This is a genomic window from Rhizobium sp. AN5, assembly GCF_900215255.1.
GTDB lineage: Bacteria > Pseudomonadota > Alphaproteobacteria > Rhizobiales > Rhizobiaceae > Agrobacterium > Agrobacterium tumefaciens.
The window spans coordinates 387,285-413,546 of the sequence record NZ_OCMJ01000003.1; the positions used below are offsets into that span (position 1 = coordinate 387,285).

General features: G+C 59.8%; 19 protein-coding genes. 6 read left to right on the forward strand and 13 right to left on the reverse strand.

The window, feature by feature from the left end:
- Position 1: 1 nt before the first annotated feature.
- Positions 2-1,843, reverse strand: a complete 1,842-nt coding sequence (locus CRP02_RS05215; protein ID WP_097170466.1) for a sensor histidine kinase — start codon at positions 1,841-1,843, stop codon at positions 2-4.
- Positions 1,844-2,079: 236 nt separating this feature from the next.
- Between CRP02_RS05215 and CRP02_RS05220 the strand changes: the two genes are divergently transcribed.
- Complete coding sequence (locus tag CRP02_RS05220) at positions 2,080-3,426, forward strand: dicarboxylate/amino acid:cation symporter (RefSeq protein ID WP_013761559.1); 1,347 nt, start codon at positions 2,080-2,082, stop codon at positions 3,424-3,426.
- Between the two features lie 192 nt (positions 3,427-3,618).
- Complete coding sequence (locus CRP02_RS05225) at positions 3,619-4,056, forward strand: EamA family transporter (RefSeq protein WP_097170467.1); 438 nt, start codon at positions 3,619-3,621, stop codon at positions 4,054-4,056.
- A 56-nt stretch (positions 4,057-4,112) separates the two neighbouring features.
- On the opposite strand, the gene CRP02_RS05230 is transcribed toward CRP02_RS05225, so the two are convergent.
- Together CRP02_RS05230 and CRP02_RS05235 are read right to left on the reverse strand one after the other, a co-directional pair.
- Entirely contained in the window at positions 4,113-5,465 is a 1,353-nt protein-coding gene (locus CRP02_RS05230; RefSeq protein ID WP_097170468.1) for an aspartate aminotransferase family protein, read from the reverse strand.
- Positions 5,466-5,503: 38 nt separating this feature from the next.
- Positions 5,504-6,238, reverse strand: coding sequence for an SDR family NAD(P)-dependent oxidoreductase (locus CRP02_RS05235; protein WP_003510849.1), 735 nt, complete (start codon positions 6,236-6,238; stop codon positions 5,504-5,506).
- 233 nt (positions 6,239-6,471) lie between these two features.
- On the opposite strand from CRP02_RS05235, the gene CRP02_RS05240 reads away from it, so the two are divergent.
- The gene (locus tag CRP02_RS05240) at positions 6,472-8,118 is read left to right on the forward strand and encodes a GNAT family N-acetyltransferase (RefSeq protein ID WP_097170469.1); all 1,647 of its coding nucleotides are present in this window, start codon (positions 6,472-6,474) and stop codon (positions 8,116-8,118) included.
- A 60-nt stretch (positions 8,119-8,178) separates the two neighbouring features.
- Complete coding sequence (locus tag CRP02_RS05245; protein WP_097170470.1) at positions 8,179-9,333, forward strand: amidohydrolase; 1,155 nt, start codon at positions 8,179-8,181, stop codon at positions 9,331-9,333.
- A 30-nt stretch (positions 9,334-9,363) separates the two neighbouring features.
- On the opposite strand, the gene CRP02_RS05250 is transcribed toward CRP02_RS05245, so the two are convergent.
- The 5 genes from CRP02_RS05250 to bcsN form a co-directional block, all read right to left on the reverse strand.
- Positions 9,364-11,706 (reverse strand): cellulose synthase, encoded by a 2,343-nt coding sequence (locus tag CRP02_RS05250; RefSeq protein WP_179783943.1) that lies wholly within the window; start codon positions 11,704-11,706, stop codon positions 9,364-9,366.
- Positions 11,703-12,758 carry a glycosyl hydrolase family 8 gene (locus tag CRP02_RS05255; protein WP_097170471.1) on the reverse strand — a complete coding sequence of 352 codons (1,056 nt, stop codon included), beginning with the start codon at positions 12,756-12,758 and terminating at the stop codon, positions 11,703-11,705. Before CRP02_RS05255 ends, CRP02_RS05250 begins: the two co-directional genes overlap by 4 nt.
- Complete coding sequence (locus CRP02_RS05260) at positions 12,755-15,232, reverse strand: cellulose biosynthesis cyclic di-GMP-binding regulatory protein BcsB (RefSeq protein WP_097170472.1); 2,478 nt, start codon at positions 15,230-15,232, stop codon at positions 12,755-12,757. The genes CRP02_RS05255 and CRP02_RS05260 overlap by 4 nt, the downstream gene beginning before the upstream one ends.
- On the reverse strand, positions 15,229-17,418 hold the full coding sequence (gene bcsA, locus CRP02_RS05265; protein WP_097170473.1) for a UDP-forming cellulose synthase catalytic subunit: 2,190 nt from the start codon (positions 17,416-17,418) through the stop codon (positions 15,229-15,231). The genes CRP02_RS05260 and bcsA overlap by 4 nt, the downstream gene beginning before the upstream one ends.
- An 82-nt stretch (positions 17,419-17,500) precedes the next feature.
- Positions 17,501-18,400: a cellulose biosynthesis protein BcsN gene (bcsN, locus tag CRP02_RS05270; protein WP_097170474.1), complete on the reverse strand. Its 900-nt coding sequence runs from the start codon at positions 18,398-18,400 to the stop codon at positions 17,501-17,503.
- A gap of 446 nt (positions 18,401-18,846) precedes the next feature.
- Here bcsN and CRP02_RS05275 point away from each other — a divergent pair, with 446 nt between their 5' ends.
- Positions 18,847-20,031: an AGE family epimerase/isomerase gene (locus tag CRP02_RS05275; RefSeq protein WP_097170475.1), complete on the forward strand. Its 1,185-nt coding sequence runs from the start codon at positions 18,847-18,849 to the stop codon at positions 20,029-20,031.
- A gap of 48 nt (positions 20,032-20,079) precedes the next feature.
- On the opposite strand, the gene CRP02_RS05280 is transcribed toward CRP02_RS05275, so the two are convergent.
- The 5 genes from CRP02_RS05280 to CRP02_RS05300 are packed head-to-tail and all read right to left on the reverse strand — an operon-like array spanning position 20,080 to position 25,509.
- Positions 20,080-21,045: a glycoside hydrolase family 26 protein gene (locus CRP02_RS05280; protein ID WP_097170476.1), complete on the reverse strand. Its 966-nt coding sequence runs from the start codon at positions 21,043-21,045 to the stop codon at positions 20,080-20,082.
- 12 nt (positions 21,046-21,057) lie between these two features.
- Entirely contained in the window at positions 21,058-21,561 is a 504-nt protein-coding gene (locus tag CRP02_RS05285; RefSeq protein WP_003510879.1) for a DUF995 domain-containing protein, read from the reverse strand.
- A 15-nt stretch (positions 21,562-21,576) separates the two neighbouring features.
- Positions 21,577-23,505, reverse strand: coding sequence for a glycosyltransferase family 2 protein (locus CRP02_RS05290; protein WP_097100141.1), 1,929 nt, complete (start codon positions 23,503-23,505; stop codon positions 21,577-21,579).
- Complete coding sequence (gene galE / locus CRP02_RS05295; RefSeq protein WP_097170477.1) at positions 23,502-24,485, reverse strand: UDP-glucose 4-epimerase GalE; 984 nt, start codon at positions 24,483-24,485, stop codon at positions 23,502-23,504. The genes CRP02_RS05290 and galE overlap by 4 nt, the downstream gene beginning before the upstream one ends.
- A gap of 1 nt (position 24,486) precedes the next feature.
- The gene (locus CRP02_RS05300) at positions 24,487-25,509 is read right to left on the reverse strand and encodes a UDP-glucuronic acid decarboxylase family protein (protein ID WP_097100139.1); all 1,023 of its coding nucleotides are present in this window, start codon (positions 25,507-25,509) and stop codon (positions 24,487-24,489) included.
- Between the two features lie 396 nt (positions 25,510-25,905).
- Between CRP02_RS05300 and CRP02_RS05305 the strand changes: the two genes are divergently transcribed.
- Positions 25,906-26,256, forward strand: a complete 351-nt coding sequence (locus tag CRP02_RS05305) for a hypothetical protein (RefSeq protein ID WP_013761572.1) — start codon at positions 25,906-25,908, stop codon at positions 26,254-26,256.
- Positions 26,257-26,262 lie beyond the last annotated feature (6 nt).

The following is a 26,262-nucleotide window of genomic DNA, read 5'->3' on the forward strand; positions in this document are numbered from 1 at the left end:
GTCATGCTCGCTTCAGATATACGGAAAAAGACGTGCCTGCCTCGCTGCTCGTTACCTCAATACGCCCGCCATAGTCGGAGGCGATATCGTTGGAGATAACGAGACCAAGGCCGAGGCCGCTTTCCTTGGATGTATTAAAGGGCGAAAAAAGCTGGGCGCGGATCGCTTCGGGAATGCCGGTCCCATTGTCGCTGACCGAAAGCAAGACCATGTCGCCTTCCTCGCGCACCCGCACCTCGACACGCGCCGCATCAATCGCTTCAGTGGCTTCCAGTGCGTTTTGCAGAAGGTTGATGAGAATTTGCTCGAGCCGGATGCGGCTGCCAAGCACCTTCAGGTCCTGATCCGGCAACACGATATCAAGCGCATCCATCTGACCGGAAAAACGGCTGCGCAACAGCATCACCGCGCCTTCGATGACCAGTTTCAGACTGACCGGTTCGGCAGCGGTGCGGCCCTTGCGCGCCAATATCTTCAAGTCGCCGGTAATCGTGCCGATGCGATCGGTCAATGCCGCGATGTTTTCGAGATTTTCGTTGGCCTCCGCCCTGCGGTCGCGTTTCAGCAGGGTGCGGGCATTGTCAGCAAAGGCGCGGATCGTCGCTACCGGCTGGTTGATTTCGTGGGCAACGCCGGCCGCCACCTGCCCCAGAATGGAGAGACGGTTGGCCTGCACCAGCTCGTGCTGCACGTTGCGCAATTCACCTGTCGTCTTTTCGTGCAGGGTAATTTCCGCCTGAAGATGGTCGCGGGTCCTCGTCAGGTCACGGGTGCGCTCCTGCACCTTCATTTCCAGCTCGGTGCGGGCGCGCTGCTCCTCTTCCTTTTCCCTCAGCGCCTTGTGCCTGCGCCACAGCCACAGAGCCGAAAGAGCCATAAGCGGCATCAGCGTCGCCAGCGCCACCACCCTGCCCTCGCGAATGGCGGCGTTCAGCGCCGGTGCCACCGGTTGCAGATAATGCAGGGTCCATGAGGTCGTCGGCACCGGCGTTTCCAACCGCAGATAATCGCCGCGCTCACTTGCCGGGTCATCGACACGGATGAGCGGAACGCCGTCGCTCGAGAGTCGCGCCATCCGGAACGGCAGCGTTGTCAGCGCCTCGTTACCGAATTGCAGGCTTTCGGAAATGGCTTTGCGTCGCGCCTCGTCAATCGGCGCTACGGTCTTGAAGCGCCAATCCGGCACGCTCGTCATCAGCACGACGCCGTTCCTGTCAACCACATAGACCGGTTTACCGCCGATGTTCCAATCCGCCTCCAGACGGTTGAACTCCACCTTGGCGATGACGACGCCGAGCGGCCGACCATCTGCGGCATCGATGCGGCGCGAGATATAAAGGCCCGGCCGTCGGCTGACATTGCCAAGCGCATAATGTTCGGACATGCCGGTATTCATCGCCGCCTGAAAATATTCGCGGAAGGCATAATTGGAGCCGACGAAGCTGTCGGCCTGCCGCCAGTTACTGGAGGCAATTGTCAAGCCGGTCGGTCCGGTCACATAGATGACAGAGGACTGCGTGCCTTCGATCAGCCCCTCCAGCTTGCGGTTCAGCCGGTCAATGGCAGGCGCGCCACCGCCATCCAGCGCAGTCGCAAGGTCGGGATCGCCGGACAGAACCAGCGGAATGGCGCGTGGCCGCTCCAGAGCGACATTCAGAAGCGCGATCTTGAGTTCGGCATCGGTGGAGGCCTCGGACGCGGCGGTGCGTATTGCCTGGTTTCGCGCAAACTCATCGGCAACCAGTAGAGCTCCCAGGCTGACGAGCAGCCACAAGCCCGCCAACGCCAGCCATTGAGCGCGCCGTCGTGCCTGGGAATGAGAGGCCTGATCTTCTTGGGTCATGCGACAATTGTGCGGATTTACACACAGACCGCAAGAGGTTTTGTCCGGATATCCGCACATACGCCGGCGAGCTGATACGGCGTCAATAAAAAGTACTTTTTAAATCAGCCAGTTACACCAAATAAGCAAGTCTGGCATGCGTATTGCACATGACTCCTCAATCGGCGCGAAGCCGTCAACGACACGGCGATCCCGGGAGGCCAATTAAGGCAGGGTGAGGCCGAGGAGGAAAAAACATGATCGATACAACAACCGTGGCGGCAGGCCACGCCAAGCAGCCATTCTACAAGCACCTGTATTTCCAGGTTCTGGTCGCCATTATCGCCGGTATCGCGCTTGGCCATTTCTATCCGGCCTTCGGCGAACAGCTGAAGCCGCTCGGCGACGGCTTTATCCGTCTCGTCAAGATGATCATCGCTCCCGTCATCTTCCTCACTGTCGCAACCGGCATCGCCGGCATGAACGATATGAAGAAGGTTGGACGCGTGGCCGGCAAGGCCATGATCTACTTCCTCGTGTTCTCCACCCTCGCGCTCATTGTCGGCCTCATCGTCGCCAACACCGTGCAGCCGGGCGCCGGCATGAACATCGATCCGGCCACGCTGGATGCCAAGGCCGTCGCGACCTACGCCGACAAGGCCCATGAGCAGACCATCACCGGCTTCCTGATGAACATCATCCCGACCACCATCGTCGGCGCATTCGCCAGCGGTGATATCCTGCAGGTGCTGTTCTTCTCCGTGCTGTTCGGCATCGCGCTCGGCATCGTCGGTGAAAAGGGCAAGCCCGTCACCGATTTCATGCATGCCATGATGTATCCGATCTTCAAGCTGGTCGCGATCCTGATGAAGGCCGCCCCCATCGGTGCCTTCGGCGCCATGGCATTCACCATCGGGAAATACGGCATCTCGTCCGTCACCAACCTCGCGATGCTGATCGGCACCTTCTACGTCACATCAGCACTGTTCGTGTTCGTTGTCCTCGGCGCTGTCTGCCGCTATAACGGCTTCTCGATCGTCGCGCTTATCCGCTACATCAAGGAAGAACTGCTGCTGGTTCTCGGCACCTCGTCTTCGGAAGCCGCCCTTCCGGGCCTGATGAGCAAGATGGAAAAGGCCGGCTGCAAGCGCTCCGTCGTCGGTCTCGTCATCCCCACCGGTTACTCCTTCAACCTCGACGGCACCAACATCTACATGACGCTGGCTGCCCTATTCATTGCCCAGGCGACCGGCATCCACCTCTCCTTCGGCGAACAGATCCTGCTGCTGCTCGTGGCCATGCTCTCCTCCAAGGGTGCTGCCGGCATCACAGGCGCTGGCTTCATCACGTTGGCCGCAACGCTCTCCGTCGTGCCATCGGTTCCGGTTGCCGGCATGGCGCTCATCCTCGGCATCGACCGCTTCATGTCGGAATGCCGCGCACTCACCAACTTCGTCGGCAATGCGGTCGCCACCATCGTTGTTGCCCGCTGGGAAGGTGAACTGGATCAGGAGCAGCTCGCCCGCGTTCTCAGCGGCAAGGAAGAATTCACCGGCATCGCGGATGTGGATTCGCTTCCGGGTGCGGTTCAACCCGCCGAGTAACACGACCTCCCAAGGTCCAGCCTGTCCCGGTTTGTCCGGGCAGGCTCTCGCATGAAGGCCGGCGCATCAGATCGATGCTCCGGCCTTTCATCGTTTGAAGCCCTCCCAACCGTCGAAAACGGTTTTTATCGCCGTGCGGATGTTATAGGCCAGATCGAGCAAGAACGAATGCGAAAAGCGGAGTAGGCCCTTATGAAGAACCTGTTTCTGGCCTGGCAATTCTGGGCACTGCTATCGGCGGCCCTTGCGGCATTGACCGCGATTTTTGCGAAAATCGGCATCGAAAACGTCAATTCCGATTTCGCCACCTTCATACGCACCATCGTCATTCTCGCCGCCGCTGGCCTAATGGTTTATGTTACCGGCAACTGGCAGCAGCCCTCCACCATTTCGGCGCGGACTTGGACCTTTCTCGTGCTTTCGGGGCTGGCGACCGGCGCATCTTGGATATGTTACTTCCGGGCGCTGAAAATCGGCGATGCCGCCCGCGTCGCCCCCATCGACAAGCTCAGTGTCGTGTTCGTCGCCGTCTTCGCGGTTCTGTTTCTGGGGGAACGGCTGTCGCTGCCCAACTGGCTGGGTGTGGTGCTAATCGCCTGCGGCGCGGTGCTTGTGGCATACCGGGGATAAGGCGAGCTAACAGCGGTGCCCGGCCGGACGAACCGGCCGGGACATTCGCAAAGTCATCAGGCGCGTGCGGCCGCAACCTTGTCCAGTCCGCGCTTAACGCCGGCGAACAGCTCATCAAGCTGCTCGGCCGTGATGATCAGCGGTGGGCAGAAGCAGATGGATTCGCCGATCGGGCGAGTGATCACGCCCTCATCCTCAATGGCGGCGGCAATGGCGAGCGTCGCATCACCCGGCTTCGTACCTTCCCACGGCTTTATCTCCAGCGCGCCAAGAAGACCGACGCCGCGCGAGGAATGCACCAGCGGATGGTCGGAAAGCGCTTTCAGATGATCGAGGAACTTTCCTTCCAGCCTCGCGACATTACCGACCAGATCGCGCTCCTGAATGATCTTCAGGTTTTCGAGACCTACGGCCGTCGCGACCGGGTGGCCGGAGGCGGTATAACCATGGCCGAAGGAGCCGATCCTGTCGGATTCGTCGGCGATCGGCTGGTAGAAACCGTCATTCATGATGATCGCCGAAAGCGGCATGTAGGATGAGGATATCTGCTTGGAAACAACAAGCACATCCGGCTTGATGCCGTAGGTCTCGCAGGCGAACATCTTACCTGTGCGGCCGAATCCGCAGATGACCTCGTCCACGACAAGCAGAATGTCGTATTTCTTAAGGATTGCCTGCACACCTTCCCAATAACCTACAGGCGGCAGAAGAACCCCGCCGGCACCCATCACCGGCTCGCCCCAGAAGGCGGCGACGGTTTCCGGGCCTTCGCTGAGGATCAGATCTTCGAGTTCCTTCAGAATACGCGCGGTAAAATCCGCCTCGCTTTCACCTTGCTTGCCGAAGTGCACATAGGAGGGGCAGGCCGTATGCAGCATGCGGTCCAGCGGCAGGTCGAAGCTTTCATGGTTGCGCGGCAGGCCGGTGATCGAGGCCGAGGCAATCGTCACGCCATGATAACCCTTGATGCGGCCGATGATCTTCTTCTTGTCCTTTTTGCCCAGCGCATTGGAGCGATACCACACCATCTTGGCAACAAGATCGTTCGCCTCCGATCCCGAAGACGTGAAATGGACCTTCGACATCGGCACTGGCGCAAGCTCGATCAGCAACTCGGCAAGATCGACCGATGGGCCGTGCGTCTTGTAGGAGAAGGTGTGGTAATAGGGCAGCTTCTGCATCTGCTTCGTCGCAGCGTCCACCAGTCGCTGTTCACCGAAGCCAAGCGCCACAGACCAAAGCCCCGCCATCGCCTCGATATAACGCTTGCCGCTGCTGTCGGTCACATAGATGCCTTCACCACTTTCGATGACCAGACCACCGGTCTTTTCGAATTTACGCAGATTGACGTTCGGATGCATCTGGTAGGCGATATCGCGTGCCTCGACGGAATTCGGCAGAATGGTCATGGGATAAAGGCTCCGTTTCGGTTGGATGGGCTGAAGCGTCAGACGTGCTGGCCGCCATTGATGAGAATTTCTGCGCCGTTGATGTAGCTCGACTGCTCCGAGCAGAGGAAGTAGATGGTCTGCGCCACCTCTGCCGTGGTGCCGAGCCGCCCGAGCGGGACCTGCGCCTCCACGAGTTCAGCGGTTCCGGGTGAAAGGATGGCGGTGTTGATTTCGCCGGGCGCAATGGCATTGGCGCGCACGCCGCGCGGGCCGAATTCATGCGCCAGCTCCCGTGTCAGCGCCGCAAGTCCCGCCTTCGATGCCGCATAGGCAACGCCCGCGAAAGGGTGCACCCGCGAGCCGACAATGGAGGTAACGTTGACGATGCAGCCTTTTGCCGCCTCCAGTTCCGGCAGAAGCGCACGGGCAAGAAGCGCCGTCGAGACGAGATTGACGTTGAGCACCCGCGTCCAGATCTCCGCCGTGGTGTCGGCAACGCCAAGGCGGCTACCGCCTTCGCCCTTCGGCGAGATTCCGGCATTGTTGACGAGTGCGGCCAGCTTTCCTTCCGGCAGGCGCGAGCGCACCTCGTCGGCCAGATCGTCGATGCGGGACAAGTCCTCCAGATCGGCCTGGATATGGCTTTCGCGCGCAGATGGCCAGCGGCATTCCTCTGAAAAGGGTTGCCGCGACACGGTCAGGATTCTCCAGCCTTTTTCCTGAAACAGCTTGACGGTGGCATGCCCTATTCCGCGGCTCGCACCAGTCAAAAGCATAAAAGGAACAGCCATGAGAGAACTCCTTTGCCATGCGAACCGTTGAGCCGGCCGCGCATTCAGCCCGCATGTTAGAGTGCTGCGACCCGCTGACAAGGGCTATTTTGTCGCGGTGCACGAATGGGAGCCGCGTCACGGGCTAATCCCATTTGATATAGGCCTTTCACCCGAAGGGAATATTTGAAGCCGGCCATTTGCTCATAAAATGCAATCTCCCGAATCTGTGATCCGTATTGGGAGGGGGACGAATGCGTATCGACATCATCGACACCGACGCCGGCTTCGAGGCGATCCGGCAAAACTGGGAAGCGGTGTTCATGGCCGATCCCCATTCCCGACACTTCCTGTCCTGGGGCTGGCTGCGGGATTACATGCCGCGCCGCAAGCGCTGGTTCATCCTAGCGCTCAGGGAACGCCCCGAAGGCTCGCCCTATGTGGCATTTTTTCCGCTGCGCATCGTCACCGAACCAGACAAGAAAACCGGCCGCTTCCACGACAGCATCGTCATGGCTGGCAATGCCGCGGCGGACTACACCGGCTTCATTACCCTGCCGGAATATGAAAATAACGCGGTTGCCGGTTTCTGTTCCTATATTCGGCAGCAGAACTGGACCGAACTCAAGCTCGACTATCTTTCCGGCCCGCCGGAGCGGCGCGACGCGATGATCCGCGCGCTTCAGGGGCCACTCGTCATGTTCCGCGACAACATGCCGACCAACCCCTATAACATCAACAATTGCATCTGCCCGGTCGTGGCCCTGCCGGACACGTTCGACTCCTATCTCGACAGCCATATGAGCAGCCAGTCCCGGCAAAAGCTCCGGCGCTTCATGAGGAAGGTGGAAGGCGGTGACGAATACCGTATCACCTTCGCAACGAGAGAAACAATCAAGCGGGACATGGGCATCCTGTTCGATTTCTGGCGCATCCGCTGGGCGCCCCACAAGGGCAAGGAGCGCACCGAACTGTTGATCGGCGCAACACGGCAAATGCTGATGGATGTCTATATCCGCGGCGATCTGGAAGTGCCGGTCCTATGGTTCGGCGACCAGCCGCTCGGCGCGCTTGCCAATATCATCGACCGGCAGAAAAAGTCGGTATTGTTCTACATTACCGGTCGTGACGAGAACTGGAAGACCCCCTCACCCGGCCTCGTGCTGCACGGACACTGCATCCGCAGGGCGATCGAACAGGGTTTCAAGACTTATGATTTCCTGCGAGGCAACGAGCCGTACAAATATTTTTTCGGCCCGGAGGAGCACAAGCTCAGCTGCACGCTGTTCCGCACCCGCTCGGGCGACAATCTCGGCGGCAAGCTCCACCCGCGCAGCATACGCTTCGTCTACGAAGAGGGTCTCAAACTTTACAAGACGGGCAAGAAGGCAGCCGCCAACATCGCCTTTTCCCAGGTGCTGGCAGCCGCGCCTGATCACCTTGGCGCACAATTCGGGCTGGCCAATCTGACCTTCGACCGCGGCGAATTCCGCGAAGCGGAAATCGCTTTCCTCGGTCTCCTCGGCAGCGGTCAGGACCCGGTTCTGCTGTGGATGCGCATAGGCGAAGCGCGGTTGGCGCAACGGCAATATCACGAGGCGTCCGAAGCATTCCGTCAGGTGACCAATCGCGCACCCTTCCACCGCGAGGCGCTCTACAAATGCGCCGTGGCGCTGATTGCCGCCGAAAGAACGATGGAAGGCGCCGAAATCCTCGACAGATTGCAGCATTACCATTCTGACGACGCGGCGCATCTGGAATATGCCGAAAAGGCGCGCGCAGCCCTTGCCCGGCTGGAACTGAGAAAGGCCAGGATTCCGCTGCCTGCCGATGTCATCACGCTGAGCGCCAGGCCAAAATCGACGGGCAAGCGCTGGCGTCCGCCAAAGGTTTTGCATTGAACGTAATGACCTGTAAGTTGCGGCAGACAAAATCGGCCGGACGACTTGCAAGGGTTTTTTATGTTTCTGACCAACAAGGATATGCTCGACCTCATCGAGCTGCGCCATGATCTGCACCGCCATCCGGAAATTTCCGGCGAGGAGAAGGAAACAGCGCGGCGTATTCGCGATTTCCTCAAGCAGGCAAAACCGGATCGGATGTTCACCGATCTTGGTGGTCATGGCGTGGCAGCGGTCTACGACAGCGGCAAAAGCGGTCCGGTAGTCCTCATCCGCTCGGAACTCGACGCTCTGCCCATTCAGGAAAAAACCGACGCCGAATACCGCTCCGGCACAGATGGTAAGGGCCATCTTTGCGGCCATGACGGTCATTCCACCATTCTGACGGCGCTTGCACTCGGACTTTCCAGAAAGCGCCCGGAAACCGGCAGCGTCGTACTGCTCTACCAACCGGCGGAAGAGACAGGTGCGGGTGCGGCCGCCGTCATCGCCGATCCACGCTTTGGCGAGATGAAGCCGGATTATTCCTTTTCTCTTCACAATCTTCCCGGCCTGCCATTCGGCCATGTCAGCGTGGTGGAAGGGCCGGTCAACTGCGCATCACGCGGCATCAAAATCCGCTTCTCTGGCAAGACCGCGCACGCCTCCTCCCCGGAGCATGGCGTCTCGCCGATGCGGGCGATATCTGAGTTGATGCCGGCTTTGACCGATCTCGGTTCCGGTTTTCCACCGCAACCCGATTTTTCGATGGTGACAATCACCCATGCCGTGATGGGTGAAGCGGCCTTCGGCATTTCTCCGGCAGACGCGGAAATCTGGGCGACGCTCAGGACGCTGACAGACGACCGAATGGAAAAACTCTGCGCGGATGCGGAAGCGCTGGCAAAAAAGGTGGCGGAAGAACAGAAACTGACACTCGATATCGCCTATGACGATATTTTCCTGCATTGCGAAAACGCGCCGGAAGCCGTCGACCATATCCTGCGGGCGCTGACTGAGGAGAAAATTTCCCACGGGTCGGAAGGTTTGCCAATGCGGGCCTCCGAGGATTTCGGACGGTTCCGCGCCGTCTCGTCATCGGCCATGTTCTTTTTGGGCGCAGGCAAGGACTATCCCAACCTGCACAATCCCGACTACGACTTTCCGGATGGGCTGATCGATATCGGCGCACGCATCTTCATGCGCATCATCCGCAACCTCACCGACGCGGGGTAAGCAACGGCAGCCCATTGCCGCCCAACGCCATCAGCCGCCTTGGGGCCCTCTGCTCGGCCGGGCGGCACGGACCGCTGCCAGTCCCCTGATGCCCTCCTTATCGCCAATGGACGTCAGACTTTCGAAAATCTGCGCAGCATCGGCGTAGCGGTTCATGGCAAGATAGGAATAACCGCGCAATACCATGAGATCGGTGCGCTCATCGGCAAGCCGCGCCCGCTGATCAAGCAGCAGAAGCGTTTCCGCATAACGTTTCGACTGGAAGGCGGAAACCGCCCTGTCCGCCAGGATTGAAACCTGCAACTCGGTCGCGCGCGGGCGGTCCATGCGCGATTTCGTCGCCGAGACAGCGGCATGGTCCGTCAGCCCCATGCGCAGATAGGCAAGGGTCTGGCCATAGGCCGCATCGCTTTTAACAGTCGACTGGCCGCCGGCAATGGCGGATTCGAAAGCCTTCAGGGCTTCCGCCGGCCGGTTGGTCTCCATCAGGCACCAGCCGAGATCAAGCGCCTGCTGTGCGGGCAGGCGCTGCGGATCGGGATAGACCGCGCAGGAGCGTGGACGCGACGAGGCACTTACGGTCCTCTGCGTCTGCGCTGGCAGACGCGCCTGCTTGCGCGAAGGCTCCGGAGCCGGCTGCTGGACAGACGGCTGGCTATAAGCCACCACTGTCTCAGGCTGCGGCGCATAGGGCGCGGGTGCCGTTGTCTGGGAAGCTGTGGCGACAGGCGGTGCGGTGACCGGCGCTATCTGCTGCGCGGACTGGTCCACCATGCGTGCCGTTCCCACATCAGCGATGCGTTGCGAGCGGCTTGCCCATTGCTGCTGTATGCCGCGCAGACCGGCGAGATTGCGCAGATCGTGATAGCTGACTGCCATGCCATAGGCCGATGGTTCGTCATCGGCTTTCCAGCCAAGCGCAGTGCTGAACCATTGCAAGGCGAGCGGCGTCTGCCGGAAAGCAAGCGAATACCAGCCGAACTGCTGCGCGGTTGCTGCATCCTTCCGGGTTATTGTTTCAGCGGCGATGCGCTGCAGCACATCCGGCGGCAGGACCACAGGCGGCTCAAGCGCCAGAAGATTGGCTGTCGCGGCAAGATAGGTCGCAAGCCCGTCGTCCGAAGCGGTGCGCCACTTATACATGACGTCCTCGGCTTCACGCGGTTCGTTGCGGTCGATCAGCGCCAGCGCCAACCCCTGCGATGCAGACGCGCTGTCTTCCTCTTCCCGCGCCTTGCGAAACCACTTTTCCGCCTCCGCCATGTTCTTCTGGCGGATATTGTACCAGCCGAGCAGCAGGGCATCGCTTGCAAGCTTGTCGGTCTCGGCTAGCCTTTCAAGCCGCATCAGATAGGCGGAAGGAACGGAAATTCCCTCCTTCTCCCCTGCCTTCGCCACGAACTGGCGGGCGAGATCGTTTTTGACCGGTTCGAATTCCAGCTGACCGTCGGCGTTGGGCTTTTCCTTGGCAAGCAAATCGCCGATCATCTCCGCCGGCAAAAGCGCGGATGCCTTCTGCACCGTGGCGAGCCGGTCGCTGGGCGTCGTGCAATTGTTGAGAATGTAGAGATAGGCGTCGCGCGCCCGTCCCATCCGGTCGGTATTGGCAAACGCATCGGCAACCCGCCACAGGACATCCACCTCGCTACAGGTCAGCAGGCCGGGATTGCTGGCGGCCGCGTCCACCACTGTCGCATATTGCTTGAGATCGGAAGCGTTGACGAGCCGCTGGCGGGCCTCGGCGAGGGAAAGCATGCCGGTCAGATTGTCGGGCGGCTGCCAGCCGGGCTCCGCCTGCTGGCGGTCGGCGATCGCCTTTCTGACCTCGGCGTAACGACCGTCGCTATAAAGCTGCCACATGGCATCGAGCCGGGGATCGCCGTTCACGGGAATGGCGAGCGGATCGGCAGGCGGTGTCCAGTTCGGATAGAGCGTGCGCAGCCTCGCGATTTCGGCCTGAAGGCGCTGGGTATCGCCCTTGGCCGCGAAATAGCGCAGCGCGCTGAGATCGACCTCGGGCATATCTGATGACGCCGGCTGGGTCTCGCGGGGTACGGGCGCCTGCGCCATTTGGGGCTGCGATATCTGTCCACCCGTCTGTGTCTGCGTAACCGGCGGTTGCGGATCAGTCGCCGGCACCGTTACCGCTGGCGTCACGGGTTGGGTTAGCTGCGCCATCTCGCGATCTTTAAGGAACGCGTTGATCTGGGCCGGATTGGCTGCCGCTGGAGAAACGCGCTGCGCCGCACGGTTGTCGCCAACCGCCGAAGTATGCATGTCCGATACACGTCCGAGAATGGTGTCGCGCCAGTGGAAGGCGGCGAGCGCAATCAGAAGCAGGATGAGAGCCGAGGTAGACAGCGGTTTGTTCATCGGCACTCCCCGTTATTCCTTGCCAGAAACGACAATGCCAGAAGATGCAATGTAGAAGGATAATAGAGCGTTGGCTGAAAGCCTTTCAGTTCGGCAGGCACAGTCGGGCCACCGCCGGCGCAGGCTGCGAGCGCCGGAATGATGCGATAACCGGGATCCGACAGAACGTCCTTGACCGCGCCGCTCTTGAGATCGAAGGTTCCCGCAGCACCGCTTTCCAGCGTCATGCCGTTTTTCAGGCGGTCAAGCAGCTCCGGCGAGCCCATTTTCGCCCTTGCAAGATAAAGCGGAATCCGCACCGCATTGTAACCAAACTCGGGTGGAAACGCCGATGCCGGTTGCGGTTTCGTCTTCATCGACACCCAGTCGGCGGGCAGTTTCCTGTCGCTGAAAGCAAACGTACCGATCTGCGCCACGCCGTCGTCGGCAAGCGCCTTCCAGAGTGGTGATGGTGCGACGAGATTGAGGACCGGAAATGCTTCGAAAATCAGATACGAAGGATTGACCACCGGGCCGTCGCCCCGGTCAACCTCGCCAAAGCCGCTGGCGGCGGGCAAAAGCAGCGTTCGCCCGCCGCGCTGAACGACAGTCTTCTTGAGGACGGCTGATGCGATGGCCGCCGATGCCTCGGCATAGTCCTGCCGGTTCCACTGCCCGGCAGCCAGCGCCAGCGCGTAGGCAATCAGAATATCGCCATCCGTGGCATTGTTGATGTCAGTCACATGTGGTCTGGTGCGCGGATCCCATTTCCACGCGGAGAGACCGTCGTCGCGCACCAGGAGTTCCGTGCGGGTAAAACTCCATATCAGCTCGAAGTCGGCAATGTTCTCTGAAAGAACGGCAAGCCACATGCCGTAACCCTGGCCTTCGCTGTGGCTGATATTGCCGTTACCGGTATCGATGATGCGCCCGCCGGGATCGAGAAACGCACTTTTATAGGCAGACCATGCCTCAGGCGAGACAGATGCGGCGCGGGCAATCGAGATGCTTGAGATCAGCGCCATCAGCGACAAGCAGAAAATGCCGGCAAGTCTTAAAATCCCAGGCCTCATCGGTGTCGCCCCATCATACGCAGCATCGCGAAGGTGGCAAAGCCCAGGAGCGACACGAACCCGATGAATGCCAGCGAATAGGAAAGAACATTGGAAGACAGCCAATTAGCAGCGATCAGCCTCCAGTTCGAGAGGGAAAACGCCCGCGTGACATAGAAATACGGCTGCCCCACCTCGACCGTTTCGATCTTTTCTGCACCGGCATCGTAAGCTGCGACCCTCCCGGTGACGTCGCGCCAATGGTTTTCACGCACCATCGAAGACATGCCATCACGAAGCTCCGCCGACGTCGGGGCGGTAGCCAGCGTCCAGACCCCTTCGCCGGAAGGGCTGAGACCCTGCACCAGCATGAAGGAGACATTGCCGGGTGGCGCATAGGGTTGCTCGGCCGCCGGCAGGAAACGCAGCGTATCGGAACTCAGATCGAAATTCCGCTTCATCCACTCCTCAAAGGAGGACACCTGCCCCTGCCAGATGCCGCCATCCACCCGCTCCCGCCAGTCATTAAAGAGGGTTTCGCTGTTCTGCGCAGGCGGCTGAACGCCTGTTCCCATTTTCCAGGATATCTGGCTGGAAGGGACAAGATTGAACTGGCTGATCAGCGATTGCGGGAATTGCGAAATCGTCCCGACGAACAGGGCGTCACGGTCGCCGATCACAAGCGGCGAGGCGACGGTCTCGACATTGATCGGATATCCCGCGGCGCTTGCCAGCCGGCTGACCAATGTCGCCGCCGCCGACATGGTGTCGGTATCGAAACGATCAAGCGACAATGCGACGGGATTTGCGGCAAACCTGTAGGGCTGCCCGGCACCGGACATCGCGGCGAGATCGGGCTTGCGACCGATCTGCGCGTAATCAGGAATATGGATTTCCGATGTGTCGAACAGGGCAAAACGCGGGGTCGTGCTGGCCGGCGCTCCCGGCGCACAGACCTGATCCTGCGCCGTCATCAACACGGCCTCGATGGTGATCTTGTTCGGGCCAGGCTTGAAATGGCGCATTGTCACATTGATGGGCAGATGCCGGAAAATGCCGCCACCATTGTTGGAGATCGGCACGGTCGAGGCGATCTCGTCATTGACGTAGATGTCTATATGGCTACCGGGCAGCACCTGCGAGGAATAGGCGGCATCGAGCAGCATGGCCGCCTCGCCATAGGCCGACGCATAAAAATCGGCGGGCATGCCGACGTAGAATTCGTTGCGGAAACGCCGTCCACCAAATTCGCTGCTCTCAAGCCCAAGCTCGGAAAGCGCGATGCGACGGTCCGACATGATGAGCGGCACATCCGGCGCATGCCAGCTGCGGGTGGAAAAGGTCGTTCTCTGGGCACCGGGCGTGCGCGAGATCGAGGAAAACAGCGTCTCAATCGCCGCCTGGACCGCCTGCGGGGTGGGACCGCTGACGAAGAGCGGCGAGAGGCCACCCGGTGCAGTGGTATCGAAGCCGGCAAAAGCACCCGCCGACGCCTCGGGCGGCACCGCGCCGGTGAAGCCGGCAATTTCGCGTGCGGTGCCGACAAGAACCACCAGCGTTCCCGCCTTGCGTTCAGCGGAGGGTGCTGCCATGAAACGGATCGTCTGGTTCGGCATCTGGGTTCGGAGCGCCAGAGCCTGCGAAAGGCGCAGCAGCGAATCTGCAAATGCCGGATTGCCGAGCGCAGGTGCAACGATCTCGATCGACGTTGCCGCCTTAGCGTCCGGACCGGTTGCCTGGATGTCGTCGATATTGGTGAAGTTGCCCGCGACATCGGCGTTGAAGCCGATATAGGTGTTCGCCGGATTAACATCGGTCCACAGATCATAAGTGGACTGGATTGTGCAATCGGTTCTGTGGCGCTGCTGCACGCCAAGCGTCACGACATTCGCGCCCACCTGCAGGACACCGGGTGGAATTTTCAAGGAAACATTGCCCTCGCCGTCGGGCGCCTCGATGCGCGCCGTATCCAGCGGAACATTGTTGAGGCTGACCTGGAAATTCGAGTCTTCCGGCGCGACCACGATGGCGTTCTGATAACCGATATTCAGCGAAACGGCGGCATTCACCTGCTCGGGCGTCAGATAAATGCTCCACTGCCGCCGGTCCATTTCGCCGGAAAGGCTGAGCTTTTCATACGGCAAGATATACCGGCGACGGCTATCCGCCGCGGATGACGGTGCCTGAACGGGTGCGGGTCTCGCCTGACCCTGCGGCGGCATGGATACGGGTGGCGTCAGCGGCCGCAGCGGCGCAGGTGCGGGCTGCATTACCACTGGAGGCTGGCCCACTGGAGGCTGGGTCGATTGCTGGGCTGGCTGCGGCTGGCGCGGTACAGCTGGGGGAAGCGGCGGCGGCGGCACGGGTGCCGGGGCTGTCTGTGCAGGCTTCTCCGGCGACATGTCGAAGGGTGAGGACTGCGCCATCGCACCGGTTGCGACGACACCCAACATCAGCGCTGTCAGTGAACTCCTGATCGTTTTACCGCCGGTCATTTTATAACTCCGGCAGGTTTGACGGTTTTGGAGGCGGGCCGGAGCGCCTTGGCCAGATAAAACAGGCCGCGCTGCGTCTGGAACAGCGATATCGCGAGAAAGATCGCCGTGCCTCTGATGAGGCCGGGGTTCTTGCGGCGCACGCGCTGGAACTCGCTCCATTGTTCGGAATTGGCGAAGATCAGGTCGGCGATCAGGCGATGATCGATGGCGCGCTGCGGCGAGAATGTGCAGCCTATGGAAATGAAACCGTCGCTACGGACCGTGCGGACCACATTGATGGTCATGGTTTCCGGCACGCCCTCGCTATGCGGCTTCACCCTAATTATCGCTGTCGTGTTCTTTTCGATCGCGGTGGTGCTGTCGAAAAGATTGATCAGCAGGCCATGCACCGACACGTTGTCGATGGAGGCCGGCACCCATGCGTCGCTACCCTCAAGCTTGACCTCGCAGCGCCGCTTGACGGTGATGCGCCGCGACGCCGATTTTTCGCCGCGCTCGGAGACGACGCCAAGCGCACAGCCCGCGAAAATGAGGTTGAGCAGGTTCCAGCCGCCGACGACGAGTGTGACGTCCGCCTTGTATGGCTCGGCATAGATGCGCCAGATGGCAAAGGCCATCGCAACCAGCAAAAGCGCGAAAATGACGAAGAACGGGCGGCTGATTTCCGAAAGCCGCGCCTCGGCGATGGATTCGTCCTTCGCCGTCACCTTGAAGGTCGGCTTGCCCGGATTGAAGATCACCGACACGACGGCTGGCAGAAGGTGGACCGTCTGCACATATTCGTAGAGTTCAGAAATCCACGGCCAGCGGAAGCTGCCGTAGAGATAGTTCTGCATCATCAGGTTCACGAGCATATACGCGGCCGTATAAGCCAAAAACTCGCCGCCGGAGGCCACGAAAATCTGAAGATCGAAGAACAGGTAGAACAACGGCGCAAACAGGAAGATCGTGCGCGGGAACGGGAAAAGCCAGAACAGCGTCGACGACATGTAGCAAAGACGCTGCGTGAAGGAGAGACCACGGCGGAACAGAGGCTGGCGAAAGATCAGGATCTGCATCATGCCCTGCGCCCAGCGGCTGCGCTGGCCGATGAAGCTTGCGAAGGTGGCCGGTTGCAGCCCGGCGATCAGGGGCTTGTCGACATAGACGCTGTTCCAGCCGCGCGAATGCAGCGCCAGCGCCGTTTCGCAGTCCTCGGTGATGCTGACGCCGCTGAACCCTTCCGTATCCAGCAGTGCCTCGCGCCGCAGCACGGCGGCGGAACCACAGAAGAACGCGCCGTTCCACTTGTCGAGACCGCGCTGGATGATGCCGTAAAACATCTCGTTTTCGCTCGGCATCGTCTCGAAAGTGCGCAGATTGCGCTCGATCGGATCGGGATTGACGAAGAAGTGCGGCGTCTGCACCAGGAAGAGCCGGGGGTCTTCCTCGAAATAGCCCACCGTTTCCAGAAGGAAATCGCGCGCCGGCGCATGGTCGGCGTCAAACACCGTCACCAGTTCGCCGGTCGAGTGGGCGAGGCCGTTATTGAGATTTCCGGCCTTGGCGTGGACGTTGCGCTCGCGCGTCAGATAACGCACGTCGAGGTCCTCGCAAAGCTTCTTCAACTCCTCATGGCGGCGCTGTGCCGCCTGAGCCTCGACGATATTGCTGGCATTACGCTTCTGCACCGAGCCGCCGTCGTCCAACAGCCAGACGGTGAACTTGTCGGCCGGGTAATCCATGTTCTTCGCCGCCGCCAGCGTATTGGCGAGAAGCTCCGCGTCCTCGTTGTAACTCGGCACGAAAACATCGACCGTCGGCCGGTAATCGGGCGAGCCAGGCCGGGTCTTGCGGGAAGGCAGCGGCATCGACACGATGACGAGGCTGAGACCCAGCATCACGACGCTGTACATTTCCGCGAGATAAAGCAGAAAGCCGGGAATGAAGTTTTCGAGCTGGTTGACGGGCGGCAGCGTGCTCGTGGTGCGCCAATAGACATAACGAAGGACGATGGCCGTGCCGAAACCAAGCGCCACGAGCCGCCAGGCTCCCTGCCCGTTAAAACTCTTTATTGTTGCGAGAAGTACAAGCGAGATCGCCGTGGCGACCAGGTGCGTCTGCAGGCTGACCGGCATCGTGACGATGGCCAGAACGCAAAGCGACACAAGAAACCAGACAATGATTGTGATGGCCTTGTTCATCCCGAAACTTTCCGCTCTCTTCCCCGCCCGGAATTTTTACCGGGATCTTTTACAATGCCCTCTTCTGCTGTTGCTCCAGCCATCACCTGCATCCCGGAGGCGCTGCCGAACCGGACAGACATGTGGGCGACGGAATAGCCACCTGCGGAACCTGCGTCGGCTGCTGGCTCTCCACCTGCACGCTGGCCGCGCGCCTGCCGACTACAGCAGGCCTTGCGGGCTGGGCGGGTGCGCCAACTGATGTGGGTGACGGAATACTGACTGCCGCCACCGGCGGTAGCGGCTGCGCCGTTGGCTGAACAGGCGTGACGGGTACGGCAGCACGGCGCACGGGTTGCAATGGTATGCTCGCGGTCACTTCACTGCCGGGCCGCATCGGCACATCATTGGTCTTCATGGGATAGACCGGATGGCCCGGCCGCCCAAGGTTCTGATCCACCGCCTGCGGCGTGCCATAGGGGTTCCAGCTTTGCGAGGCATAGGTGCCGGTGATCGTGTAATTATACATTACCGTCAGAAGCTGCTCGACACTTGCCCCCGACTGGCAGAGACGGAGCCGCACCTTGATACGCCCCAGGTTGCGGAAATCCTGCCGCATGCTTTCGGGCGAGCGGATGTCCTGCCAGCCATAAAGGCAGGTATCGCTGCCTCGGCCCTTGCCGGCCGCATAAGAAAAGGCGCCGTAACCGTTCTGCAGATAGTTCGCCGACATGACGATGTTCTCACCCGGAAACTCCGAGCGGATTTCCCGCGCGACGGAGGATGCCTTAAAGCCGGAGAAAGTCAAAGCATCGCGATCGGTGTCGCCGGCCTGCTGCGGACCGAAGAACTCGGCCTTGATGTAGTTCTGTCCGGGCGTAGCGGCTTCGGCGCGCAATACGACCTGCTGTGCCACGGCATTGGAATAGGTGCGGTTGACCACGGTGACGATTTCCGGACCGCCGGGCGGTGGGAATACCAGCGCTTCGGATGCAGACAACATCTTTGCGCCCCCGAACGACCTGACGCCCGAGGGAGTATTGCAGCCCGAAAGAACTGCAATAGAGAATAGCAATGAAGTAAAGGCAGAAAATTTCACTGCCCCGTGCCCCTTTATTTCCCCAAGCCCTAACAGGTTAAAAGGAGACCGAATCACTAATGACCAGACCATTGTTACGAAATACGGGAGGCAGGCGAATAAGCAATATCAAATTTAAGAAGTATCAAACTTACGTTGTGGTTTCTGAAATTTGTGACGTTCGAATCACTCGCAGGGCGTTACCCTTTACGAGACGACGGAACCAAATCGCGCTGGTGCGGGTTCGCTCGGCATGAGGTCGATATTTTTACGGTTGCAGCGCAATATGTCCCATGGTCTACTTGTGTCTATAATGACGTATTTTTATTGATCACTTTTTTCATTCAACTGTAAAAACAGAGAGTTGACGCATGACTGTGCAATTTCCGAGTATCGCGCAGGCGCTTGCCGAAGAGATCGGAACCTTACGGAAATGGCTTGAAGAGGACGCACTACCGCTGTGGTGGGAGGTGGGCTCCGCCCGTCCGGACGGCGGTTTTTACGAGCGCCTCGGCCAGGATGCGAAACCGGTTTTTTCTGATGACCGCCGCGCCCGCGTGCAGCCGCGTCAGGCCTATTGTTTCGCTGCCGCCGGCCAGAACGGCTGGCAGGGTCCGTGGAAGGACGCGTTGCTGCATGGGCTGAGCTGGTTCGAAAAGGTCTATCGCCTCGATAACGGCCTTTACGGCAACCTCGCCGACCAGACCGGCAAGCTGATCGATCCGTCCTTCGATCTCTACAATCAGGCTTTTGCGCTTTTCGCCGCAGCACAGACGGCCGCAGCCCTTCCCGACCGCAAGGACGAGATGCGTGGCCGGGCGCTCGATATCCTCGCCATCCTCAATCGCGACTACAAACACTCCGTCGCCGGCTTTGAGGAAGCGAACCCGCCGCGCACGCCGCTCTGCTCCAATCCGCATATGCATCTTTTCGAGGCGATGCTTGCCTGGGAGGTACAGGACCCCGAAGGCCCATGGACCGCGCTGGCCGACGAGATCGCCAGCCTTGCACTCACCCGCTTCATTGATGGCAGCAATGGCGGGCTACGCGAATTCTTCGGCCATGACTGGATGCCGTTTGAAGGCGAGAAGGGCCGCATCATGGAGCCCGGCCACCAGTTCGAATGGGCCTGGCTTCTGGTGCGCTGGGGCAGCCTGCGCAACAATGGCGAGGCAATCGCCAAGGCCAAGCGCATGTTCGAGATCGGCGAAGCGCATGGCATCTGCCCGCGCCGCAAGGTCGCGATCATGAGCCTGTACGATGATTTTTCGGTACATGACGGGCTGGCGCGGCTCTGGCCGCAGACGGAATGGCTGAAGGCAGCCGTGCGCCTTGCCAGCGTGACCACTGGTGAGGAAAGACAGCGTTATCTTGCCTCGGGCCTTAGGGCCATCGGCGCGCTGCAGCCTTTCCTCGACACACCGGTCAAAGGGCTTTGGTTCGACAAATGGCCGGCCGACAAGCCGATGCTGGACGAACCGGCACCGGCCAGCACTTTTTACCATATCGTCTGTGCCATCTATGAGGCTGAGGCCGTACTCGCCTCCAGCCATTAAAGTCCGGGCGGGCGAGCGGGCCGGGCGTCCGCTCTACCCGCTCCAGCCTCAGTTAAGCCGCGCCGGGCGCACAACGCGCCAGTCGGGCTTACCGAGATTGTGCGGCCATGGGTGCACGTCCTTGTCGTTGAAATAGACGACCTCTTCCAGCTTGGGAAAATCCGCCTGTTTCAGCGTCACGTCGTTCATCCATGGACGGACGTAGGAATCGCCGCCTTCATAACCCAGTTCAGCAACCCAGACCGGTTTATTGAAGGTTTCGACAAGCCCATAGCCCTTGCGCAGGAGATCGGTGAACTTCTGCGGCCCGCCATATTCGATCTTGTCATAGTCCTCGAGACCGAAGACCGAGAGACCGACCAGGTCCGCGTAATTGTCACCAGGATAGTAAGCGCGCAGACCGTCGAGACCTTTCGGCGACCACATCACCTTGACGCCGGGGACCGCCTTGCGGGTCATGTCCACCATGCGTTTGTAGGCCGTGATATAGTCCTGCGGGTTCCAGCCCGACCACGAGAAGCGGCCGGATGTGTCTTCCATTTCCTGTCCCCAACGCAGGATCAGCGGGCTCTTCATTGCGGACATGCGTGCGGCGATCGCCTGCATGTTCTTGTCGTAGTCGCCTCCCATCACCTTGCGGCGCAACTCGTCGGAGGTGAGCCGCCAGTTGACGTCCCATGACCAGGGTTCGACCGTGATCAGCACATTGCGCTTGCGCTCCAGAGCATAGGCGTCTGCGAGCGCGAGGCTGTCGAGATCAACGTCCTCCCAAGGCAGGAACAGATGTTCCGTCGCCACCCCGGTCTGGCCGGTGAAATCGCCGTGCGGATCGTAGGCGCCGAAGCGTATACCATCCGCGTGCAATATCGGACGTTTGTCGGCAAGCGTCTTCATGCCCGTGGAGCCCATGGGCGCGACCCCCTGGGCATCGAGTTTGAATATGGGGTACATGCTGGCTGAAGCAGCAACAGCAGCCCCGCTTGCAAAGAGCAGTCTTCTTCTTGTTATTTGCATGACACTTTCCTCCTACCTCGTCGCAGTCATCGCCTTGCCGTAGGCGGCGATTTGCGGGGTGACGTCGTCCTTGCGGACAAGTTTCAGGAATTCATCTCCGGGCCGTGGCGGATTATGCCGGAAGACGTACCAGGGGCCGCCCTGCTTGCGCTGGTAAAGCACCTGACCGATGCGACCGTGGTCGAAACACGTATCGGCCTTGCCGTTTCCGGCATCGGTTTTCCAGGTAGCGCGCATGCACAGCGTACCTTTGGCATCGACGGTCCAACGGCCTTCACCGACGGCCTTCTTGCCTTTCTCTTCAGTCAGAGCGATGAACTTGCGGCCATCGGCGATGAAGCGTCCGCCGCCAGTCTCCCATTTCCAGGTCTTGTCGTAATACATATCTACGACTTCGCTGGTCCGGAGCGGTTTCGGCGTCTTCGTGCCGCCCGCGGCGTGGACGGCACTTGGCGCGATCACCGCAAGGCAGAGTACGAAAGCGGAGAACCCGCATTTGCTTATTGTTGTTCTCATCACAGCCTCCTCCTTCTATTGTCCGACCCTATTGTCGGCCAGCATGATTTCTCCGGTTGTCATGACCGGTGGCGGCACCATGGGCTCCGCCTGCATGTTTCGAATTCCGGGCATTCCCGGCAGTACGATGCGCAGTTTCAGACGCACCGATCTCGCTCCCTCCACGCCAGCACCGGCCACGGTGAACCGCGTCTCAGTGAAGCTGACATAGGGTTGCCCGTGCGACAGGGCCTCCAGCCCACCAATCGCATGGGAGCTGAGTTCCGCGGCACTACCTGCCACAAGCAGCAACGAACAGGCGGCGACCGTCGCCCCTCCGCGCAATGCCGGCAGCCGTGGCAAGCCGTTTTCCATGGTGTGTCGGACGAGAAGAAAAACCGAAAGGCCCGCGTAGATCGCCACGTTGATCGCGGCGAAGACGAAGAAACCTTCCGCAGCGTTTTCACGCGGCGCCAGCACCATTGCGAGAAGGCTTAGTGCCGCCAGAACCATGTACGGCGCGATTACGCGCAGCGGCAGCGGCGGTTTTGCCTGCGTGCCCTTGGGTGTAATGCGAAAGTCGACGAAATCGCCACGGATCGTATCGCGTATCGCCGCAAGCACACCCATCAACGACCAGGGCCAGCGCAGGAACAGAAACACGATGGCTTCCCACCCGAAGAGTTTCGCATCATGCGGGCGAAAGGCCCCCGTGGCCCGCCAGAAAAAGGCGAACACGATCATGATGAGTGAAATCGGCAGGAAATGCGCCAGAAACACCGGATAGGAGGCATTGACGAGTACCTGGCCGCTCAACAGTGCAAAAGCGGGAAGCACGAACATCAGTGCCATGAAGCCGGAAAACAGGGGATACCAGAGCTGTGAAAACAGGAACTGGAATTTCAACCGCAAGGGAAGCTTCGGCACGTAATGCCGCGAATATTGCAAGAGGATGGTCATCAGACTGCGTGACCACTGGAATTCCTGCACCACGAGATCGGTAAAAGTCACCGGCCCGTCGCCATGCGCGACTGCGTTGACGGCGTGGACGCCGCGCCAGCCGCCAGCGTTCATCAAAAGCGTGGTGGAATGGTCCTCGGCAAGCTCGGGTCCCAGACCGCCCACCTCACGCAGGGCTTTGGTGCGCACGGCATAATGCGAGCCGATGCAAAGCGGCGCCCAGCTGTTGTTGTAACCCAGCTGCAGGGCGCCGTGCAGGCTTGCTTCGGCATAAAGCCTGCCGCGCGCAGCCCAGCTCTCCTTTGCATTGGCATCGCAGATGCTTGGTGCGGAGACATATCCAACCGCCGGATCGGCGAAAGGACGGATGATTTCGCTCAGATAGTCCGGTTCCGGAACGTGATCGGCGTCGAATTGCGCGACGAAATCATAACGCTCATACCCGTAATGATCGTAAAAATAAGCGAGATTGCCTTCCTTGCAACGGGTGCGGCGAGGCCATGTCTTGCGGTGATAATCGACGACACCCTTCCGGGTCGAAACGAAAACGCCGTGCGCGCCGCACCATTTCAGCGTTTGCGCATCCGGGTCCTCATCCGCAAGCCACACATCGAATTCCAGGCCCTTCTGCTCCAGCATGGCCTGCAGCGTCTTTTGTACTACGGTAAAAGGTTCCGACGGCGCCTTGGTTACAACCATCGCCACCCTACCCTGCGGCAGAGGCGAGCGCCGGTCGACGACCCTGGCGTTCAGGAAGATGAAGATGAAATAGGACGGCAGAAGCGTGATCCACGCGAGCGTTACCGTAACGATCGTAAAATACGGCCAGTCGATGACCCGATCCCGGTCCAGCCACCAGATCCAGAAATAGGCAAGCGTCACCAGCCAACCGCCAATGCCCAGACGATAGGCCATGCGGTTCCAGCCGGTGAAGACGGGCAGCATTCGCAATTGGCCCGCGACGGGACGCGATGATGGTACGGAAGGGGTAGAGCGAGCTTTCATGACAGCACCTCCAGCCCGAAGCCGGGACCAGCCGTGCGGATGATGGTGTCTATATCGGAGCGCTTCGGCGCAAAGCCGAGGGTCGCCCTCGCTCTTTCTATGTCGGCGAACAGGGCGGGCGGATCACCGGCGCGCCTTGCGCCGAAATGCACCGGCACTTCCTGTCCCGTGACGCGATGGATCGCGCGGATGATATCCCCGACCGATGTGCCGTGGCCGGAGCCGAGATTGACACGAAGGGTCTCGCCGCCATCGGAAAGATAGTTGACGGCGGCCACATGGGCATCAGCCAGATCGCTGACATGGATGTAGTCGCGGATACAGGTGCCGTCGCTGGTGTCATAATCCTGGCCGAAGACATCAAGTTGCGGTAGCCGTGAGGCGGCAGCCATCAGTGCCCGGGGGATCAGATGGGTTTCCGGCTCGTGGCGTTCGTAAAGTTCGCCATCCGGGTCGGCACCCGCCGCATTGAAGTAGCGCAGCGCGACGAAACGCAGGCCATAGGCGGCAGCGTAATCATCGAGCGCCATTTCAAAAATCAGCTTCGTGCGACCGTAGGGATTGACCGGCATCTGCGCCGTTTCCTCACGGATCGGTAATTGCGGCGGCACGCCATAGGTGGCGCAGCTGGAGGAAAATACCAGCCCGCCGATATTCTGGTCGAGACAGGCATCCAGAAGCGCCAGACTACCGCCGACATTGTTGCGGTAATATTTGCGCGGATCCTCGACGGATTCGCCGACATAGGCATTGGCGGCGCAATGGATGACGAAGGCTGGCGAGAACTCGTTAAGCGTGGCCTTCAAGAGACTACGATCCAGAATGTCGCCCTCGATGAAGGGACCCCAGCGAACCGAATCCGCGTGACCCGTGGAGAGATTATCGTAGGCAATGGGCTTGAAGCCGGAATGCGCCAGCGCCTTGCAGATGTGGCTGCCTATGAATCCGGCCCCGCCCGTGACGAGGATTGTACGGGACATCTCATACGGCCTCCGCAACCTTCTTGCCGGCCAGCAGCGCATCGAAATAGACGATGGTTTTCTCCAGACCGGTTTCGAGCGGTACGCGCGGTTGCCATCTGAGCATTTCCTTGGCACGCGAAATATCGGGACGGCGCTGCTGCGGATCATCGATCGCAGCGGGCAGATGAACGATGCGCGAGCGGGAATTCGTCATGCGGATGACGATATCGGCCAGTTGCCGCACCGGAATTTCAGTCGGGTTGCCGAGATTGATCGGTCCGATGCAATCCTTCGGCTTGGCTGAAAAGCGCAGGAACCCGTCGATCAGATCATCGACGTAGCAGAAGGAGCGCGTCTGGCTGCCGTCGCCATAAATGGTGATGTCCGAACCCTTCAGCGCCTGGACGATGAAGTTGGAAACCACCCGCCCATCATCGGGGCGCATGCGCGGCCCATAGGTGTTGAAGATGCGCCCAACCTTGATATCGACGCCATAAAAGCGGTGATAATCGAAAAAAAGCGTTTCGGCGCTGCGCTTGCCCTCATCGTAGCAGGCTCGCGGCCCGATTGTATTTACGTTGCCGAAATAGCTTTCCGGCTGCGGATTGACAAGCGGGTCGCCATAGACTTCCGATGTCGAGGATTGCACCACGGTTGCACCGCATCTGCGAGCGACTTCGAGAACGTTGACCGCGCCGAGCACATTGGTAAGCAGGGTGCCGACTGGATCACGCTGGTAGTCCGGCGGCGAGGCCGGCGACGCGAAGTTGAAGATCAGCGAGACGTCTATGTCATAGGGCTTGCGGACATCATGCTCGACCATCAAAAACCGCTTGTTGGCTTGCAAATGCTCAACATTCACGGTCCGTCCAGTCGAAAGATCGTCGAGACAGATCACCTCATGACCGCAAGCCAACAGACGTTCGCAAAGATGGGAGCCAAGGAAACCAGCCCCGCCGTTGACCAGAACGCGCTGGCCTGGCCGCCACTCGGAATAGATTGTAGCGCCGTTGTCATGGTCGTTGGGAACGAAATTACGCATTACACACTCCTCCCAATGAGGAACCAGCCCGGCTGATTCGACTTGAACTAGATCAAACTCCAGATTGCAGGATATTTCGAATGTCACCTCCGGTTTTTATTTCTTCTGGAGGTTTTAATATTTGGATTCGGTATATTTCAACTTTTATGATAGGCGCGTCATAAAACAGGTCAACTTTATTTTATCGAAATATTACAATTGATTACCCCGAATTACTCGTATTAATCACTCGATTTAATACTTTTTAACTACGCCTCCATTATGCCTTTCTTATTGAGCATTAGCGCAAGCTTCGCTCAACCAGTCGGGACTATTCTGGTTTTGTAAGGCTCGGTCCACCGGGGCAAAACCACCCGGCGAGATGCGACAGCTAGTCGATTTCAGGGGACATACATCATGAATGAAATGCCTTATTCCCATAACAGCAAAGCGGCCCGCCGCTGTCGTTTTGCACTTGTTGCCGCCGCACTTGCGACGTTCACTTTCGCAACGGCCTCGTGCTCCGTCGTTGAAGATGCCGTTCTGATCAAGACCGCATCTGCTAATACGGCGACGATCAAGAGCCGGGTTGCTCCAGCCAAGGCGTCCTACGGCTATGACAAGACAGGCAACGCAGCCGTCACGCTTGTTGCCGATACTTACGACACACCGACGATATCGCCGCGGCATTCCTATTCCGGTTCTTCTCCCTATATCTGCTCACCGAGCGGATTTGGTCAGAAGTCCCGCTGTTTCCTGAGGCCCTGAGCCTCA